The sequence below is a fragment of the Paenibacillus faecalis genome (genome assembly GCF_900289175.1).
GTDB lineage: Bacteria > Bacillota > Bacilli > Paenibacillales > Paenibacillaceae > Paenibacillus_AQ > Paenibacillus_AQ faecalis.
Map to the genome: position 1 here is coordinate 3,234,565 of NZ_LT985747.1, position 16,059 is coordinate 3,250,623.

A 16,059-nucleotide genomic window follows, 5' to 3' on the forward strand; every position below is an offset into this window, starting at 1 on the left:
CGGCGGCGTTTCTCGAATATAAGCCAAGTATACATTATGTAGTTTATACTTACTTCTTATTTTTAGAAAGCCGCGTCGCCTTGTGACACGGCTTTCTTTTTCATATCATTTCTATTCAATACTTGCCAAGCTGCCAGTCTTAAACTTCTGTTTTCGGTTTCGGTGCTTTCGTCTTTTTAATATCTTTTCCCTTGAACAAAAGCCACAACGGACTAGCAATAAAGATCGAGGAATATGCACCAATCACCAATCCGATTACGATCGCCAGAGAGAACATTTTGATCGACTCTCCGCCAAGGATAAGCATAAAGAATGCCGCAATCACGACAGACAATGCCGTATACAAAGAACGTGCAAACGTCTGGGACAGACTTTTGTTAACCACTTCGACGAGATCGGAATGCCTTTTGATTTTTGCAAACCGCAAGTTTTCACGAATTCGGTCAAAGATTACGATGGTATCGTTAATGGAGTAACCGATAATCGTCAGAACAGCGATAATAAAAGTTGTATTCACTTCCAGACGGAAGATAGAGAACACACTTACAACGACAAAAGCATCATGCATCAAGGCCAAAATTGCGGCAATGGCAAACCGCCATTCAAACCGAATACTTACGTAGATAATGATCCCGATACAAGACAGCAACACTGCATAAAATGCGTTTCGTCCTAATTCTTTGGCCATCTCAGGGTCCACCGTATTGATTTCAAAGGACGCATCCTTGTCCAGCTTATGAACAGCGTCTCTCAAAGCCAGATCCTGAGACTCAGTCAATATCTGATTGAATCGGATATTCACCCGTTCTTCACCCGGAGTGATACTTGCATCTTCACCGATCCCTAAATCATTCAGAATCGATTCAAGCTGTTCTTTGGAAAGCTCTTTGGTTGTCGTTATATCCACATTGGAACCAGAACGGAAGTCTACCCCGTAATTCAGACCGACAGTAGCTAGAAAGATAGCCCCTACAATCGTAAGGATAATAGAGAATGTATAAAAGTATTTGCTGGCACCAACAAAGTTAAAGTTTTTAAAGTTCACGTATGTCACTCTCCTTTACACCAAAGTGCTTCGGTTTGCTAGCCCAACCGATCCGGACAAGCTGGTTAAGCAAGAAGCGGGAGAAGTATACGTTTGTTGCGATACTGATAATAATCTCCAGGATAAGAACGAGCGCAAATCCTTTAACGGCACCTGTACCGAATGCGAACATAACCGCTGCAACCAACATCGTCGTAATGTTGGAGTCCATAATGGCACGGAGTGAGGATTTACCACCTGCTTTGACCGATGATTTCACACTCTTTCCGCTGCGCATTTCCTCTCGGATGCGTTCGTAAGTAAGGATGTTGGCATCAACCGCCATCCCGATCCCTAGAATAATCGCGGCAATACCAGGCAGCGTCAATGTAAAGTTGGCCCAAACAAAGACCAGAATAAGAAGCCACGTGTGCAAAATAAGTGCAAAGCTGGCAAGTATGCCTGGAATACGATATCTGCCGATCATAAAGAGCAGGATAAATACAGAAGCAATCAAGCCGGCCTGTATCGTTTTCGTCAATGATTCCATTCCCAAGGTAGCGCCTACACTTTGAGAATATTTCTCCGTCAGTTTCAGCGGCAGAGCGCCAAGATTAATCGTGTCTCGAAGATTTTCGGCTTCATCAATCGTAAATTGACCTGTAATCTGTGCAGTACCATCCATTAGTACACTTTGTACCGTCGGAGCAGACAACATCTCATCATCCAAAAAGATGGCGAGCTCTTGTCCAAGAAGACGTTCTGTAATCTCAGCAAATTTAGCCTTATCTTTCACCTTGATATCAATCATAGGTTGATTAAAGCTATCATAGACGACTGAAGCGCCGTTCTCTACGAAATCGTCACCCCGAAGCTCGACTTTACAAAATGGTTCATCTTCTTTACAACCGTCATTACTGCGGAACGTAAGGTTTGCTGGTTCTTTCATCGTCTTACGGACCTCTGCCTCGTCAGTGACGCCTGCAACCTTCAGACGAATTCGGTTCGTCCCCTCCGGTGTTATTTCCGGCTCAGTCGTTCCTAATGCGTCTGCGCGTTTTTGTAAACTTTTTGCGGTCTCCTGCAAGGCTTCTTTTGTCACTTGCTGACCTTCCACTAATGGTTCTGCCTCATACAAGATTTCAAAGCCGCCCTTCAGGTCCAAACCCAAACGAACGTCTTTTAGCAATCCTGGGGTCGTCACAACCATTATACCGGTGATCACGAGTACGGTCGCGATGAAACTTATGATTCTTTTCATGCCGTCCCTAGTTCCCCTTTCTATTCTCAATATTCCTATTATAGCGATGCCTCAAAACCCAGTCAATTTATCATGAAATGTCGAATCCGTGAAAATAAGCGAAAATTTTAACTAGAAAACGGCCACCAGGCGGCCATTTTAAGGAGTCTACCGTATGTTATACAAACAAAAGAGATCATCCTTTTTTAATCAAAAGGAGATCCCTTATATGCGGATATTGTCATATAATTCATGAAGCTGGTCGCCTTCAGTGACAAAATATCATTCACCAGCTTATGAAGAGACGGTATACCCTGTTTCTCGTATTTGCTGCTTACACAATCCCAAATATCGTCACTCGTCACGTACTCGTATCCGATCATGCGAAATTCTTCAACCTTGCTGGAGCAGATCATTTCGATCATACTGGCCAATTCTTTATCACTCATGGATTCGATTCCCATGTAAGCGCCTCCTCCCTGTTGTCTCTAGCTAAACATTCGACTGAAAATCTCATTTCCCTCTTTTCAAAATACAAGAAAGTCTAAAAAAGAAAAGCATCATCTGGGACAGGTAGGGCATATCCATATCAATAGGGACATCAGGCTTAAGGATTCTTTTTACCAGGGAGTGGGATAAACTTGAACAAGCAATCATTTATTAAAGGTACCATGATTCTGTTAGCCGCCGGAATTATTAACCGTCTACTCGGGTTTATTCCCCGTATCGCCCTTCCGCGTATTATCGGACCGGAGGGGGTCGGCATTTACCAGCTTGGATATCCGTTCTTTATCGTTCTTGTTACGATCATCACCGGTGGAATTCCGCTTGCTATTGCAAAGATGGTAGCAGAAGCGGAAGGAACGGGGAGGAGCGACTACTCCAAACATATACTCCGGAGCAGTCTGACCTTTACTGTGACAGCCGGAACGTTGTTTATGATCATCAGTCTTCTGCTGGCTCCATGGATTACAAATGTAATCCTTCCTGATGAGCGGGTGTACCAAACCTTTGTCAGCATGACTCCAATGATGATCATTATAGCCGTCTCTGCTGTTTATCGTGGATATTTTCAAGGAAAGCAAAATATGATTCCCTCCGCAGCATCATCCATCATTGAAACGATTGTCAGAATCGTCTGTATGCTGTTGTTCGCTCAACTGTTGATGCCGAAGGGATTGGCCTATGGAGCCGCCGGAGCCATGCTTGGAACGGCAGTTGGCGAGCTAATCGGCATGTTTGTTCTGCTGTGGCAATATGCTAAAGACGATAAGCGCAAACCAACAGCTGCGGATGCAGCCTCCTACAACCATAAACAGGACAACCTGCATACTCCCCTCCAAAAAAGAATGGTCCTGAAACGCTTGCTGAGCATTGCCGTCCCTGTTACCGGTGGAAAAATGGTAGGGTCCATTTCCTATTTGATGGAATCGATCATTACTGCTCGAAGCCTCGCCATCGCCGGCATAGCCACATCCGTGGCAACAGCGCAATATGGAGCGTTACAAGGTATGGTCATTCCGCTGTTGCTTTTACCAGGAGCCATTACGATGTCACTGGCTGTCGCTCTAGTTCCTTCGCTTTCAGAAGCTGCGGCTCGAAAAGACCGGGCAACCATCCATAAACGGATGAATCAAGCCCTTCGTCTGGCACTTGTAACAGGAGCTCCCTTCGCCGTCATCATGTACATTCTAGCTGAGCCTCTATGTTTGCTGCTGTACAACAATACGGAAATTAGCGGCATGCTTAAAATAATGGCTCCCTTCGCGCTGTTTCTCTATGTACAGGCACCGCTCCAAGCCGCTCTTCAGGCCTTGGACCGCCCAGGCAGAGCTTTGCTGAACACCTTGATCGGTGCTTTGATCAAAATGGGCTTGATTTTGTATTTATCCTCTAATCCCGAGTTCGGCATCAAAGGTGCGGTCATTGCCATCATCGTTAACAGCATAGTCGTAACGGTGCTTCATGGATACAGTGTATCCCGTTTAATCGGATTTCGCTTCAAGCTGCTCGACCTCGTTAAAATCGCATCCGTCATGCTTATCATGGGCGCAGGTATTTTGTATGGATACCGGCATCTGCCTTTTAACATCTTCCCCTGGCTCCAGTTTTTATCCGCCGCGGCGACAGGTGTTCTCTTGTATATGATCGTTGTGTTCATGACGAAGCTTGTCACTTTTCGGGATTTGGTGCGAGTTCCGGTTATCGGTAAATGGTTTGACCGATCATAAAGCATCTTTAAGGAATTACGTATCATTCCGATCAACATACAGTCTACCTTTATGGTCCATTGAACATAAAAAAACCTCTTCAAAGTCTTGTGCTCCATGCTTTTGAATTTCATGTTTCAACCATTGCCTTGACTTGCCGATTAAAACCAAATTTTCATCCTGTACCTTCCCATCCATGATTAGAGGGACCGGCAGAGCTTCATATGTTATTTTTCCATATGGAATATCGATTCCGCTTCTCATGTCCTTGTCATGTTTAAACTTGGTATTCAAAGATTCATCTTCAGCCGTTGAAGGGCTGCTGCCATCGCTACTGTTTGCTTGATCTTTAGGTATAACCGTCAATTGTCCGGATGTTTCAAGAATCGCGAATTCCACGTCAGACAAACTGTTGATATCCTTACCCCGGAGCTGCTGCATTAAATCATCCAGATTATAACGAAGTCTGCTCATTTCCTTACGATGTAACTTTCCTCTGGACACAAGAATACTGGGCTTTCCATCTGCCAATAGCCGCACTTTGCGGCTTTTCAGTCCCCAATAAGCCAGCACGACCTGAATGGTAACTAATACAACAATGGGGATGATTCCGTCAATAAGCGGCTTTTTTACATCTTCAAGCACAAATATGGCGATTTCCGCAATCATGATGGAGATGACCAGATCAAATATTGATAGTTTACCAATCTCTCGTTTCCCCATAATACGCAGTGTTAAAAAAGTAATCCCGTACATCAAAATTGTCCGGAAAATAAGGAGTGTAACATGTTCTGCCATCTGTCATTCCCTCCTATGTGTTTGGACATTTTCAAGGTACTGGTATTCTGCCCACGACCCAGCTTTCCATTCATATATACTTCTTAGATAGTAATAACTGTAGGGGCTTGGCCATATAATGGGTATTAATTGAAGTTTAGTAAAGGGGCTGATTTATTGGAACCAATCCGGCGTGTTTTCTCCTTGCGCATCAATAACCCGATTCTTTCCGGCTTGCTGTATTCATTTATGTGGATGTTTCTGGGGGCTTTCGTATTGTCACTGCTTCTCTGGGCAAGCGATCTATCTGAGGATGACTTATCTTTATACACGGTTATCGTACATGCTGTTGCTGCTCTGTTTGGAGGAGTTGTCAGCGGTAAGCGTGCAGGAAACAGAGGCTGGTACTATGGCTGTCTCACCGGTCTTTTGTACGGAATCATGTTGATCATTATCGGTTTTCTTGCTCTTGACAGTTCTTTATCGTGGGGTAATCTTATACTCATGGCCACTGTATTCGTCTCAGGCTCCATAGGCGGCATGTTTGGAGTGAATTTACACAAATAAATTGTTGATTCTCTTTCCCTAAACTGTGTTACACTAATAACACTGTCTTTTTTAGGATTCAGGAAAGAGGAGGCTTCTGTTTCTTTGTTATATCAATCCATGAGTACTATAGTTTTGTTCTCTGCCCTAAATGTCATTGTTCTTTTGTGGGCAGGAACTCTCAGCAATCCGTTCAAAGCCCTTTTCGCCCTAGTTAGAGAGCTAGTATCAACTCCGCGCTTTTTCATGCTTTTTATAGCTATGGGTGCAGTTCTTCTACTAAATAAGCTTGAACTTCAATTCGAGCAAAATTATTTTATGTTTCCGGGGGATTTTACCCCCGTCATTTTTCAATTAGAAGGTTTTTTTGTAAAACATGTGCAGAACATCTTTTATAGTCCTTGGCTTACACCCATACTAGCTTATTTTTATCTGCTTGTATTTCAAGCACTCATGATCGCTTCCATTGGAGTATATCTTATCGATAACAACAAACCGCATGTGTATGCGACCTGCTATACCATATTAATTAATTATGGGATGGCGATTCCCTTCTTCTTGCTGTTCCCGGTAAATGAAACCTGGTCTTATCCGGCTGCAGGGGTAGCTTTTTATATGCTTGACGTATTTCCGAACTTTGAGACGGTCTATCGACCTATGTCAGGATTAAATAACTGTTTCCCAAGCCTGCATACCTCTTTGTCCGTATCCATGGCTATGCTCTCTTTCCGCTCCGGCAATAAACGATGGGCGGTCATTACCGGTATAAGTGCGGCTATCATAATATTCAGCATTTTCTATCTCGGTATTCATTGGTTGTTGGATATGCTTGCAGGAACAATTCTAGGCTTGATCGCTTCTACGCTAGGTATTTATTTAGGAAAGCTTACACACCAAAAAGCCCATTCCTCTCTTGTTTACAAAAGAATATCAGGGTGAATGTCGTGTAAGTGACGTCATCACTAACAAAGAGGGTGTCCTGCTGATCCATCGATCAACGGACACCCTCTTTGTTAACTTTAGCTGAAGCTATCATCTTCAGCTAAAGAGATTTATGCATCGGAGCCGGCAGCGACGCTGTGGCTAACCGAACTGCGATCAAACGTCAGTTTGGTTACGTCATTTACTTTCAACACCACGACATCGTCAGTAATCTCTACGATTGTACCGTGAAGACCGCCGATGGTTACTACCTTATCACCTTTTTTCAAAGCGCTAAGCATAGCATTGCGAGCCTTCTGTTTTTTCTGCTGTGGACGGATAAGCAGAAAGTAGAAGATGACGAACATCAGAACAAAAGGCAGGATCAAACTTAAAATTCCACCACTTGGTGCCTGCTGAGCTGCAATTTCAAACATATCTTTCCCCCCCTTCATGGACTTTCCATGATGGCATTCATTTTAAAACCCTTTTTCATTGTTGTACAGGCCGTATTTTTCAAAAAACTCATCGCGGAAATCAAGCAAGCGATCTTCCATAATACTCTTGCGCACATTGCGCATCAGATTTAAAAGAAAGTGAAGATTATGATACGTCGTAAGCCGCAGCCCAAACGTTTCATCACTTTTGATCAGATGGCGCAGATATGCCCGTGAGTAATTACGACATGTATAGCAATCACACTCCGGATCAAGCGGTCCAAAATCTCTGGCATACTGGGCATTTCGAACGACAAGACGGCCTTGGCTTGTCATCGTCGTTCCGTTACGCGCAATCCGCGTCGGAAGCACACAATCGAACATGTCCACACCCCGGATCGAACCTTCCAGCAGCGCATCAGGCGAGCCAACTCCCATCAGATAACGCGGTTTGTTGTCTGGAAGCAAAGGTACCGTGTAATCCAGCACTTCATACATAAGCTTCTTAGATTCTCCCACACTAAGTCCACCAATAGCATAACCCGGGAAATCCATGGAAGTCAAATCACGCGCGCTCTGCCGCCGCAGGTCCTCATACATGCCTCCTTGAACGATTCCGAACAAGGCTTGGTCATGGGGACGAGCATGGCTTTTCAAGCAGCGCTCAGCCCATCTGGAAGTGCGTTCTGTTGATTGTTTTACATACTCATATTCGGCCGGATACGGCGGACATTCATCAAACGCCATCATAATATCTGAACCGAGTGCATTTTGAATTTCCATCGCAACCTCGGGGGAAATAAACAACTTATCTCCATTCAGATGAGAGCGGAAATGAACGCCTTCTTCTGTTATTTTTCTCATCTCTGCCAAACTAAATACCTGAAAACCGCCGCTGTCGGTCAAAATCGGACGATCCCAGTTCATAAACTGGTGCAGACCGCCTGCTTCCTTTACAATCTCATGGCCTGGCCGAAGGAATAAATGATAGGTATTGCTTAAAATAATGTGCGCATCCATCGCCTTCAGCTCTTCCGGACTCATCGTTTTGACCGTTGCCAGTGTGCCGACAGGCATAAAAGTTGGTGTTTCTATAACACCATGAGGGGTATGCACGCGGCCGAGTCTTGCGCCAGACTGCTTGCATGTTTTGATATGTTCATAGGTGATAGCTGCTGCCATTTTGATAAACCTCCGAAATTAATAAATAAACATTGCATCGCCGAAGCTGAAAAAACGATATTTCCGTTCAACCGCTTCCTTATAAGCATTCAGAATATGATCTCTTCCGGCCAAAGCACTTACAAGCATCACAAGTGTGGATTTCGGAAGATGGAAATTAGTAATTAACGCATCCACCACTTTGAACTCGTAGCCAGGGTATATAAAAATATTCGTCCACCCGCTGCTCTCCCTTAAAAGTCCACCTTGAAAATGATTCCCTACCGTCTCTAAAGTTCGGCACGAGGTTGTCCCTACTGCAATAACCCGGCCGCCTCTACGTTTGGTTTCATTAAGCAATTCAGCGGTCTCCTGTGACAGAGAGTAGTATTCTTCATGCATGACATGATCCTCTACTCGATCAACCGTCATGGGACGAAAGGTGCCCAAACCTACATGAAGAGTCACAAAAGCGATATCAACACCTTGCTTTCGAATACGATCAAGCAGCTCCTCCGTGAAATGCAGTCCCGCAGTTGGAGCCGCTGCTGAACCTTCATGCTTCGCATATACGGTCTGATATCGGTCACGATCGTCCAGTTTTTCTTTAATGTATGGAGGAAGCGGCATCTGACCTAGCGAATCGAGTATCTCCTGGAAGATCCCTTCATATGAAAAGGACAAGACCCTCGCTCCCATTTCCCCCTCTTCTTCTATCACTGCACTTAGCTTTCCATCGCCAAACGTAATCACGCTGCCTTTTTTCAGCTTTTTACCGGGCTTTACAAGCGCCTCCCAGCGATCCTCGCCAAGCGCCTTGAGAAGAAGCACCTCAGCCTTTGCTCCTGTATCTGCCTTGCTGCCAAAAAGCCGGGCAGGGATAACTTTAGTATCGTTAAGCACCAGCGTATCGCCAGGCCGCAAATAGTTCACGATATCCCCGAACACTTGATGGGATAATGCCCCGTCCACTTTATTGACCGTCAACAGTCTGGAAGAGCTGCGTTCAGGCAGCGGAGTTTGGGCAATCAAATGCTCAGGCAAATCAAAATCATACAAATCTACATTCATCAATTGTCAGTCCTTCATAATAGTTACATTGCGATAATAGTGTTGCAAAATCTCCTTATAATCATACCCTTCATCAGCCATCCCTTTAGCACCCCATTGGGAAAGGCCGAGTCCGTGTCCAAAGCCTTTACCTGTAAATTTAAATCCAGCCGTCTTATCAATCACTCTGGCTTTACCTTCTCCATTCATAACTACCGAGCCGGCGCCAGTTATATTTTTTTCTCCATCCGCTGAAACTACAGATACCTTTTGTCCGCCGGAGACGGTGGCTGTCTTGCCATCAGCACCTAAAACAGTATAACTTCCGGTCGGCTCAATATCAAACTTCGTGCTTGGAAGTCCTTTAAAAGCAGAACGGTACATATCCGGATATTTAACATTGAGAGGCTGTCCGTTCGCCGCCACTTCCATCGCCCGGCCTGATGGACCTCTTTCAGTAACTTCCAATGTTTTAATCGAAGCAGGCAGAGCCGAGCTGGTTTTTCCCTTTAGAGACTGAAGCAGCTCTGCAGATGTATAAGGCCCTCTTATCCATTCATAGCTATTCGATTCAGTAACCTTATCCAAAATAACCGCTGTATCGCCTGGGTTCATCTGAGCCACCGGCTTTGCAGAAGATTGAATGAGAGGCAGCGGCCGCACATTCGTGTTTTTCGCAGTGACGGTCATGTGCTTAAGGCCTGCCGCTGTAACAGTGCCAGTCTCCTTCGCATTATCTTCACGAACATACCCTGCTATACCATTAGGCAGCAGAACATAGTACCACTGCTTCAGTGAAGCTTGTGAAGATTTATCACCGGGACTTTCCACCGCTGCGAACAAATCATTGCTGCTGTTCCATACTTCCGAAGGGTCTGCCGTCATTCCGCCGCTATTGGAGGAAAAGACCGCCTCAACAAGCTTGTCCCCCCTCATCAAAACTTCGCCTTTTGTCGCATCAACCGCCTGGATAATACTCTCTTTTTCAGAACCAATCCCATTGTATACCTGGCTCAATACCGTATCTACAACATGAGCCACTTCAAATTTTTCACCTTGGTATAAAGCATAGCTTCGAGCAGCCACCGCTTGTGCTTTCAGCGCCTCGGCCCCCCATGATGATGGCACTTCCGCACCAACAACAGAATACAAATACTGCTCAAACGGCAGTTCGTTTACAAGATAAAGCTGCCCGTTCTTCGTTCCGATCTCAAGCGCCCCTCTATACTGTCGATCAGAGCGCTCTTTCACTTGAATCGCTGTACCCATAGTTTCTATCCACAGCTTGGAAGCCTTGCCTGCAAGCATATAATGATCCACCGGCTGCGACTGTTGTAGATTCAGCCCGGCATCTTGTCTGATCATTAAACCAGCCGCATTATTGTCTACTTCACGAAGTGGTGCCGGAGAAACCGCCTGAGCCTTCTTTTTAAGAGCTGCCAGTTCAGATGAATTCGCCGCCTCTCCAACCCATACGGAATACTTGGCATGACCAGCGCTTGGCTCCAGCACATTAAAAGCATCTATCCCTGCATCCACAAAGGTTCTGCGGACCTTCTCGGCTGCTGCCTCAGAATCGTACGAGCCTGCCGACAGGTGTAAAGACCCCTTCACCGCAGGAGTCTGACCATCCAAGTAAGCAGCGACTGTCTTTGCCGTTCGGGTGGCAGCACTTTTAGCAGCCTGTTCGCTAGCGTACATACCTGAATAAAGCTGATACACATTTCCTTTAGCAGTCTTGTTCAAGAACAGAAGCGGCTTGTCTGCCGTCGCCTGCAATTTCTTCGCTGCCTCGGAGGCCGTCTTCCAATCCGTAGTCTCCAACACTTTTACACGATAGGAGTCCACGCTAAACCGAACTTGTTGATTCCCTGGGATGGAAAGCACTTCTTGCGAACCATCAGAGGTAATCAATGAAGCAGAGAGAGACTCTGTCGACTTTACAGTTACAGCCGGAGTTGTGGACTTATATTTGCTCCCCAAATCCAGAAACATCGCTACCCTTATCGTATCCAGAGAAGGCGCTGCAGCAGAAGCAGCAGGGGCATGCCATAACGTCCCCACTACCATAACGGCCAGCAAACCTTTAATACACCAGGAATGAATGCTTCGCTTCCAATTTTTCTTCATAGGTAATTCCTCCTGCATAGTCAGAATAAGCAAGTAGAACGACTTTGTTATCCTATTAAAAGGCAGCGCCGTTTCTTATATCGATATCATCATATTTTCATAAAAAAATCTTATGTTTATCTGCCATCATCCGGATACGGAATCCCCATATGGCTATATGCAGCCGGTGTCAAAACCCGGCCTCTGGGCGTCCGTTGAAGAAATCCAATCTGAAGCAGATAGGGCTCATACACATCCTCGATGGTCTGGCTCTCCTCTCCAATCGTAGCAGCGATTGTATCCAGCCCCACCGGACCTCCTCTAAAGCTGTGAATCATCGCGCCAAGCATCTTGTGATCGATAAAATCCAGACCCATGGGATCAATCTGGAGCATTTGAAGCGCTTCTTGAGCAATTTCCGGCGTGATGATACCGTCACCACGAACCTGTGCATAGTCGCGAACCCGCTTCAAAAGACGATTCGCTATTCTTGGCGTTCCTCTTGAGCGCAGCGCAATTTCATCGGAGGCATCTCCCAATATCTCGATGCCGAGAATGTCAGCCCCCCGGGATACGATATAACTCAGTTCATCGACCGCATAAAATTCCAAACGGCTGACGACACCGAAGCGATCCCTTAAAGGAGCCGATAGCAAGCCTGCGCGGGTAGTAGCTCCAATTAAAGTAAAGGGTGGAAGGTCAAGACGAACGGAACGTGCGCTCGGCCCCTTCCCGATCATAATATCCAGCGCAAAATCCTCCATCGCCGGATACATGACCTCCTCCACCGACCGATGCAGACGATGGATTTCATCGATAAACAGCACATCGCCCTCCTGCAAATTTGTGAGAAGGGCGGCCAGATCTCCCGGACGCTCAATAGCGGGTCCAGATGTCGTCCGCAGACTTACACCCAGCTCATTGGCGATAATATTGGCCAAAGTCGTTTTTCCCAGACCGGGTGGTCCGTATAGAAGTACATGATCCAACGCTTCTTTACGCATTTTCGCCGCTTCAATGTAAATATGCAAATTTTCTTTAACCTGGTTTTGCCCGATATATTCCGCTAAATAACGAGGTCGCAGACTAAGTTCTACGGCCTGATCTTCCATCATTAAATTGGCCGATATGATACGGTCATCCATTCCTTAACTACTCCTTTCAGCAACCGACATCTTAACCGGCAAATAATAGCTGCAGTGCCCGCTTCATCAGCACATCCACGGACTCGGCTGCTGTCGTTTCCTTTAATTTCAGCCATACCTTGTCAAGCTCACTGTCTGTATACCCGAGCGCCTTTAGTCCCTCGCGCGCTTCCGCCCATGCCGAATCGTCATCCGGTTGGGTTTCATTGGCCGCAAACAGACCGGTGTTGAGCTCGTATCCTCCAAAACCATCCAGCTTATCCTTCAAGTCCAGGATCATTCGCTGCGCTGTCTTTTTACCGATCCCCGGCAGTTTAACGAGAAAAGAAATATTCTCTTGATAAATAGCGGAGACAACCTGTTCCGGTGAACCGCCACCTAAAATACCAAGCGCAACACGCGGACCAATACCGGAAACCTCAATGAGCTTTCTGAACAGCCTCTGTTCCTCCTGGGTAGGAAAACCGAACAAAAGCATCGTATCTTCACGAACATGATGATGAGTAAACACCGTGACCGGACCCTCAGCCTTGCCGAAGACAAACGGATTTGGACAAAACACCCGAAAGCCGATCCCCTGAACCTCCAGAACAATATATTCATTCTCTATATGGACAAGCTGTCCCCGTAAAAAATCAATCATTTTCGCAATACCTCATTTATCTTTGAATTCAGTGTATACGAATGGGCATGGCAAATGGCTACGGATAGCGCATCCGCCACATCGTCAGGCTTAGGGACACTCTGCAGCTTCAGAAACATTCTCACCATCTCCTGCACCTGTTTCTTTTCCGCCTTCCCATACCCGACAATGGCCTGTTTCACCTGCATCGGTGTATATTCGGCAATAGGAAGTCCGCGCTGTACAGCCGCTAATATAAGTACGCCGCGAGCTTGTGAAACCGACATGGCCGTCGTAACATTCCTGTTAAAAAACAATTTTTCAAAAGCGACTGCATCCGGTTTATATGTATCGATCAGCTGCACCATACCTTCATACACATGATTCAACCGTTCTTCTTCGGGGGTATGTGCTTTTGTCTGAATACTGCCGTATTGGACCGGTATCATCTTGTTGCCAACCTTATCTACAAACCCGAACCCGACTATCGCGATTCCCGGGTCAATTCCCAATATGCGCAAAATGAATCTCTCCTCTGAAGCGAACATATGTATCGTCTACCCATTATAACAAAAGATCGCTGTCGAATGAGGAAAAACTTTGTACCTTGCCTGCAAAACACAAATAAAGAGACGTCCTGTGACGTCTCTTTAATTAATAAATTTATTCAACTGCCCATCAATTTAAAGATTTTTACATACAAAACATGTTCCGCCCTTCAATGGGCCTCCATTTTATTTTCAGCCAGGTCCCTTGCGTAATCGCTAAAAGTAGACAATACGCTGTTATATTCATCAATATCTTGAATCCGGATGCCATCTTGAAGCTGCCTGAGCACATCTTTGGGCAAAGATGATTCCATCGATCCGATGTCCAGTTGAAAGAACGTTCTCAACACCTTCTCTTCTTGCGGAGGTCCATCAAACAACGTCAGATTCCCATTGGCATCGATGCTCATATAAGCTTGCTCCTTGCATGCTGGTGAAAGATCATCAGATATCATTTCTTCCAGCCATACTTCCCCTTTCTCATCGATCCTTCCTTTCCAGGACGGATGATTGTTCAGGAGAGTATAGATGCTGCTTACATCCATACTGCCTAACTTCTGTTCCTCCACACCGCACACATATGAAGTTCGCAAATGAACTGTTCTTTCTCCTGTGGAATCGTTCAGCTGTTTCATAAATATTCGCTGTTCCTCCGCCTCCTGATCAACACTATTTTGCAGATCATGCAGAGTCTCCAGAACGATCGGAGAGCCGTCCGTCATTCGGGTCAACAGTTCCTTCATCTGTTCAGGAAAGGTTTGACCTGTCCAGATTACGCCGACTATGAATATAAAGAGAGCAAAGGTGCCCAAGGCCCTTCTCCAGCGTCTCCATCGTTTCTTGAATTGTTTCTTTATTCGAAAAAACATTCAAATTAATCCCTTCTGTCCAATGTTTTTCATAGTTTGACCTGTTCATCAGCCATTTATTCAACCTAAATGAACAAGAAGGGAGCATTTTTCAAGCATAAAAAAAGAATCCACTTCTCAGATAGACTCTGATTCATGGATTCTTTCATCAATCGGGACGACACGATTTGAACATGCGACCCCCTGGTCCCAAACCAGGTGCTCTACCAAGCTGAGCTACGTCCCGAAACAAATTGAAACGACAAGAAGATTATATCACTTATTCACTTAAAATAGCAAGATGTTTTTTTGAAAAAATATAAATAGAACTAAGAGACGTAACGAGCTAATAAAAAAGCTTTCCTCACCAGTAGTCATTCTCGTTATTTAACCTTTACATATGGGGGAAGCGATATAGCAGTAAGAGTCTCTAAATTTATAGAAAAATTTATTCCGTCTGATGAGCCATCGTACTTTCTCTTACGATTAATTTAGTTTCGAGAACTTATTTCTAGGCTCGTCCTTTCCCTCCATAATAGAGTAACAGCTTCGCCGCTTCAAAGCCGAGTCGATATTTGTCTTGATGTACCAAAGTCAGCCGAGGGCTGTAGTAGGCGGATATCGGCAAATGACATATACATAAAAAAAGCCCATTAGATACATTCTCTAATGAACTGTTCGTTTTTAATATGGTACCGGTGAGAGGACTCGAACCTCCACGGGTCTCCCCATTCGATTTTGAGTCGAACGCGTCTGCCATTCCGCCACACCGGCTTATATTAAAATAAAAACTGCAAATTCAAAAAATAAAATGGCACGCCCTGAGAGATTCGAACTCCCGACCTTTTGATTCGTAGTCAAACGCTCTATCCAGCTGAGCTAAGGGCGCATATATGGAGCGGACGACGGGATTCGAACCCGCGACCCTCGCCTTGGCAAGGCGATGCTCTACCACTGAGCCACGTCCGCGAAATATGTATCATTAATTATTTAAATGATGGTGAGCCATGAAGGACTCGAACCTTCGACACCCTGATTAAAAGTCAGGTGCTCTACCAACTGAGCTAATGGCTCATGCTTAACATGAAGATCATACAAGTCGTTCGAGACTGCGAAGTCATCCTATCAAAGATAAAGCTCCGACGAACCCTTAACGGCTTCTCTTCCCTGAAGCAAGACAATAATGGCGGAACTGACGGGATTCGAACCCGCGATCTCCTGCGTGACAGGCAGGCATGTTAGGCCTCTACACCACAGTTCCACGTTTTATTGGTTGCGGGGGCAGGATTTGAACCTACGACCTTCGGGTTATGAGCCCGACGAGCTACCGAACTGCTCCACCCCGCGTCATTGTAAGAAATAAATGGTGGAGACTGAGGGGATCGAACCCCCGACCCTCTGCTTGTAAGGCAGATGCTCTC

15 protein-coding genes and 8 tRNA genes (1 of these 23 only partly in view) are annotated in these 16,059 nt (G+C 45.5%); 3 read left to right on the forward strand and 20 right to left on the reverse strand.

What is annotated here, in order from left to right:
- Positions 1–139 precede the first annotated feature (139 nt).
- From secF to C8268_RS15310, 3 genes are all read right to left on the reverse strand, one after another.
- A complete protein-coding gene (secF, locus tag C8268_RS15300) occupies positions 140–1,045 on the reverse strand; it encodes a protein translocase subunit SecF (protein ID WP_106768474.1) in 906 nt (301 codons plus the stop codon).
- Complete coding sequence (gene secD / locus C8268_RS15305; protein ID WP_106768475.1) at positions 1,035–2,285, reverse strand: protein translocase subunit SecD; 1,251 nt, start codon at positions 2,283–2,285, stop codon at positions 1,035–1,037. Before secD ends, secF begins: the two co-directional genes overlap by 11 nt.
- A gap of 185 nt (positions 2,286–2,470) precedes the next feature.
- Positions 2,471–2,728 (reverse strand): post-transcriptional regulator, encoded by a 258-nt coding sequence (locus tag C8268_RS15310; RefSeq protein WP_106768476.1) that lies wholly within the window; start codon positions 2,726–2,728, stop codon positions 2,471–2,473.
- Between the two features lie 177 nt (positions 2,729–2,905).
- Here C8268_RS15310 and spoVB point away from each other — a divergent pair, with 177 nt between their 5' ends.
- Positions 2,906–4,495 carry a stage V sporulation protein B gene (gene spoVB, locus C8268_RS15315; RefSeq protein WP_106768477.1) on the forward strand — a complete coding sequence of 530 codons (1,590 nt, stop codon included), beginning with the start codon at positions 2,906–2,908 and terminating at the stop codon, positions 4,493–4,495.
- Positions 4,496–4,510: 15 nt separating this feature from the next.
- On the opposite strand, the gene C8268_RS15320 is transcribed toward spoVB, so the two are convergent.
- Positions 4,511–5,272: a YetF domain-containing protein gene (locus tag C8268_RS15320; protein WP_106768478.1), complete on the reverse strand. Its 762-nt coding sequence runs from the start codon at positions 5,270–5,272 to the stop codon at positions 4,511–4,513.
- Positions 5,273–5,428: 156 nt separating this feature from the next.
- On the opposite strand from C8268_RS15320, the gene C8268_RS15325 reads away from it, so the two are divergent.
- Positions 5,429–5,818, forward strand: a complete 390-nt coding sequence (locus tag C8268_RS15325; RefSeq protein WP_106768479.1) for a TIGR04086 family membrane protein — start codon at positions 5,429–5,431, stop codon at positions 5,816–5,818.
- An 84-nt stretch (positions 5,819–5,902) separates the two neighbouring features.
- Positions 5,903–6,736 (forward strand): phosphatase PAP2 family protein, encoded by an 834-nt coding sequence (locus tag C8268_RS15330; RefSeq protein WP_234032822.1) that lies wholly within the window; start codon positions 5,903–5,905, stop codon positions 6,734–6,736.
- 113 nt (positions 6,737–6,849) lie between these two features.
- On the opposite strand, the gene yajC is transcribed toward C8268_RS15330, so the two are convergent.
- The 16 genes from yajC to C8268_RS15410 form a co-directional block, all read right to left on the reverse strand.
- Positions 6,850–7,155: a preprotein translocase subunit YajC gene (gene yajC, locus C8268_RS15335; protein WP_106768480.1), complete on the reverse strand. Its 306-nt coding sequence runs from the start codon at positions 7,153–7,155 to the stop codon at positions 6,850–6,852.
- Between the two features lie 42 nt (positions 7,156–7,197).
- Entirely contained in the window at positions 7,198–8,337 is a 1,140-nt protein-coding gene (gene tgt / locus C8268_RS15340; RefSeq protein ID WP_106768481.1) for a tRNA guanosine(34) transglycosylase Tgt, read from the reverse strand.
- Between the two features lie 18 nt (positions 8,338–8,355).
- Positions 8,356–9,387, reverse strand: a complete 1,032-nt coding sequence (gene queA / locus C8268_RS15345) for a tRNA preQ1(34) S-adenosylmethionine ribosyltransferase-isomerase QueA (protein WP_106768482.1) — start codon at positions 9,385–9,387, stop codon at positions 8,356–8,358.
- Positions 9,388–9,393: 6 nt separating this feature from the next.
- A complete protein-coding gene (locus C8268_RS15350) occupies positions 9,394–11,496 on the reverse strand; it encodes a SpoIID/LytB domain-containing protein (RefSeq protein ID WP_106768483.1) in 2,103 nt (700 codons plus the stop codon).
- A gap of 116 nt (positions 11,497–11,612) precedes the next feature.
- The gene (ruvB, locus tag C8268_RS15355; RefSeq protein WP_106768484.1) at positions 11,613–12,620 is read right to left on the reverse strand and encodes a Holliday junction branch migration DNA helicase RuvB; all 1,008 of its coding nucleotides are present in this window, start codon (positions 12,618–12,620) and stop codon (positions 11,613–11,615) included.
- A 31-nt stretch (positions 12,621–12,651) separates the two neighbouring features.
- Positions 12,652–13,263, reverse strand: a complete 612-nt coding sequence (gene ruvA / locus C8268_RS15360) for a Holliday junction branch migration protein RuvA (protein WP_106768485.1) — start codon at positions 13,261–13,263, stop codon at positions 12,652–12,654.
- Positions 13,260–13,763 carry a crossover junction endodeoxyribonuclease RuvC gene (gene ruvC, locus C8268_RS15365; RefSeq protein WP_106768486.1) on the reverse strand — a complete coding sequence of 168 codons (504 nt, stop codon included), beginning with the start codon at positions 13,761–13,763 and terminating at the stop codon, positions 13,260–13,262. The genes ruvA and ruvC overlap by 4 nt, the downstream gene beginning before the upstream one ends.
- A 197-nt stretch (positions 13,764–13,960) precedes the next feature.
- Positions 13,961–14,659 (reverse strand): BofC C-terminal domain-containing protein, encoded by a 699-nt coding sequence (locus C8268_RS15370; protein WP_106768487.1) that lies wholly within the window; start codon positions 14,657–14,659, stop codon positions 13,961–13,963.
- Between the two features lie 152 nt (positions 14,660–14,811).
- Positions 14,812–14,885, reverse strand: a tRNA-Pro gene (locus C8268_RS15375).
- 443 nt (positions 14,886–15,328) lie between these two features.
- Positions 15,329–15,412 (reverse strand) — tRNA-Leu (locus C8268_RS15380).
- Positions 15,413–15,450: 38 nt separating this feature from the next.
- A tRNA-Arg gene (locus C8268_RS15385) sits at positions 15,451–15,527 on the reverse strand.
- Positions 15,528–15,532: 5 nt separating this feature from the next.
- Positions 15,533–15,607, reverse strand: a tRNA-Gly gene (locus C8268_RS15390).
- Between the two features lie 29 nt (positions 15,608–15,636).
- Positions 15,637–15,712: transfer RNA gene (locus C8268_RS15395), tRNA-Lys, on the reverse strand.
- Between the two features lie 110 nt (positions 15,713–15,822).
- Positions 15,823–15,899, reverse strand: a tRNA-Asp gene (locus C8268_RS15400).
- A gap of 9 nt (positions 15,900–15,908) precedes the next feature.
- Positions 15,909–15,985, reverse strand: a tRNA-Met gene (locus tag C8268_RS15405).
- Positions 15,986–16,002: 17 nt separating this feature from the next.
- Positions 16,003–16,059: transfer RNA gene (locus tag C8268_RS15410), tRNA-Val, on the reverse strand (it continues 19 nt past the right edge of the window).

What these genes read in the sequence shown, in the direction of transcription:
- secD (WP_106768475.1), bottom strand. Translation starts at nt 2,285, where the DNA reads ATGAAAAGAATCATAAGTTTCATCGCGACCGTACTCGTGATCACCGGT.
- C8268_RS15310 (WP_106768476.1), bottom strand. Translation starts at nt 2,728, where the DNA reads ATGGGAATCGAATCCATGAGTGATAAAGAATTGGCCAGTATGATCGAA.
- C8268_RS15320 (WP_106768478.1), bottom strand. Translation starts at nt 5,272, where the DNA reads ATGGCAGAACATGTTACACTCCTTATTTTCCGGACAATTTTGATGTAC.
- yajC (WP_106768480.1), bottom strand. Translation starts at nt 7,155, where the DNA reads ATGTTTGAAATTGCAGCTCAGCAGGCACCAAGTGGTGGAATTTTAAGT.
- tgt (WP_106768481.1), bottom strand. Translation starts at nt 8,337, where the DNA reads ATGGCAGCAGCTATCACCTATGAACATATCAAAACATGCAAGCAGTCT.
- queA (WP_106768482.1), bottom strand. Translation starts at nt 9,387, where the DNA reads ATGAATGTAGATTTGTATGATTTTGATTTGCCTGAGCATTTGATTGCC.
- C8268_RS15350 (WP_106768483.1), bottom strand. Translation starts at nt 11,496, where the DNA reads ATGAAGAAAAATTGGAAGCGAAGCATTCATTCCTGGTGTATTAAAGGT.
- ruvB (WP_106768484.1), bottom strand. Translation starts at nt 12,620, where the DNA reads ATGGATGACCGTATCATATCGGCCAATTTAATGATGGAAGATCAGGCC.
- ruvA (WP_106768485.1), bottom strand. Translation starts at nt 13,263, where the DNA reads ATGATTGATTTTTTACGGGGACAGCTTGTCCATATAGAGAATGAATAT.
- C8268_RS15370 (WP_106768487.1), bottom strand. Translation starts at nt 14,659, where the DNA reads ATGTTTTTTCGAATAAAGAAACAATTCAAGAAACGATGGAGACGCTGG.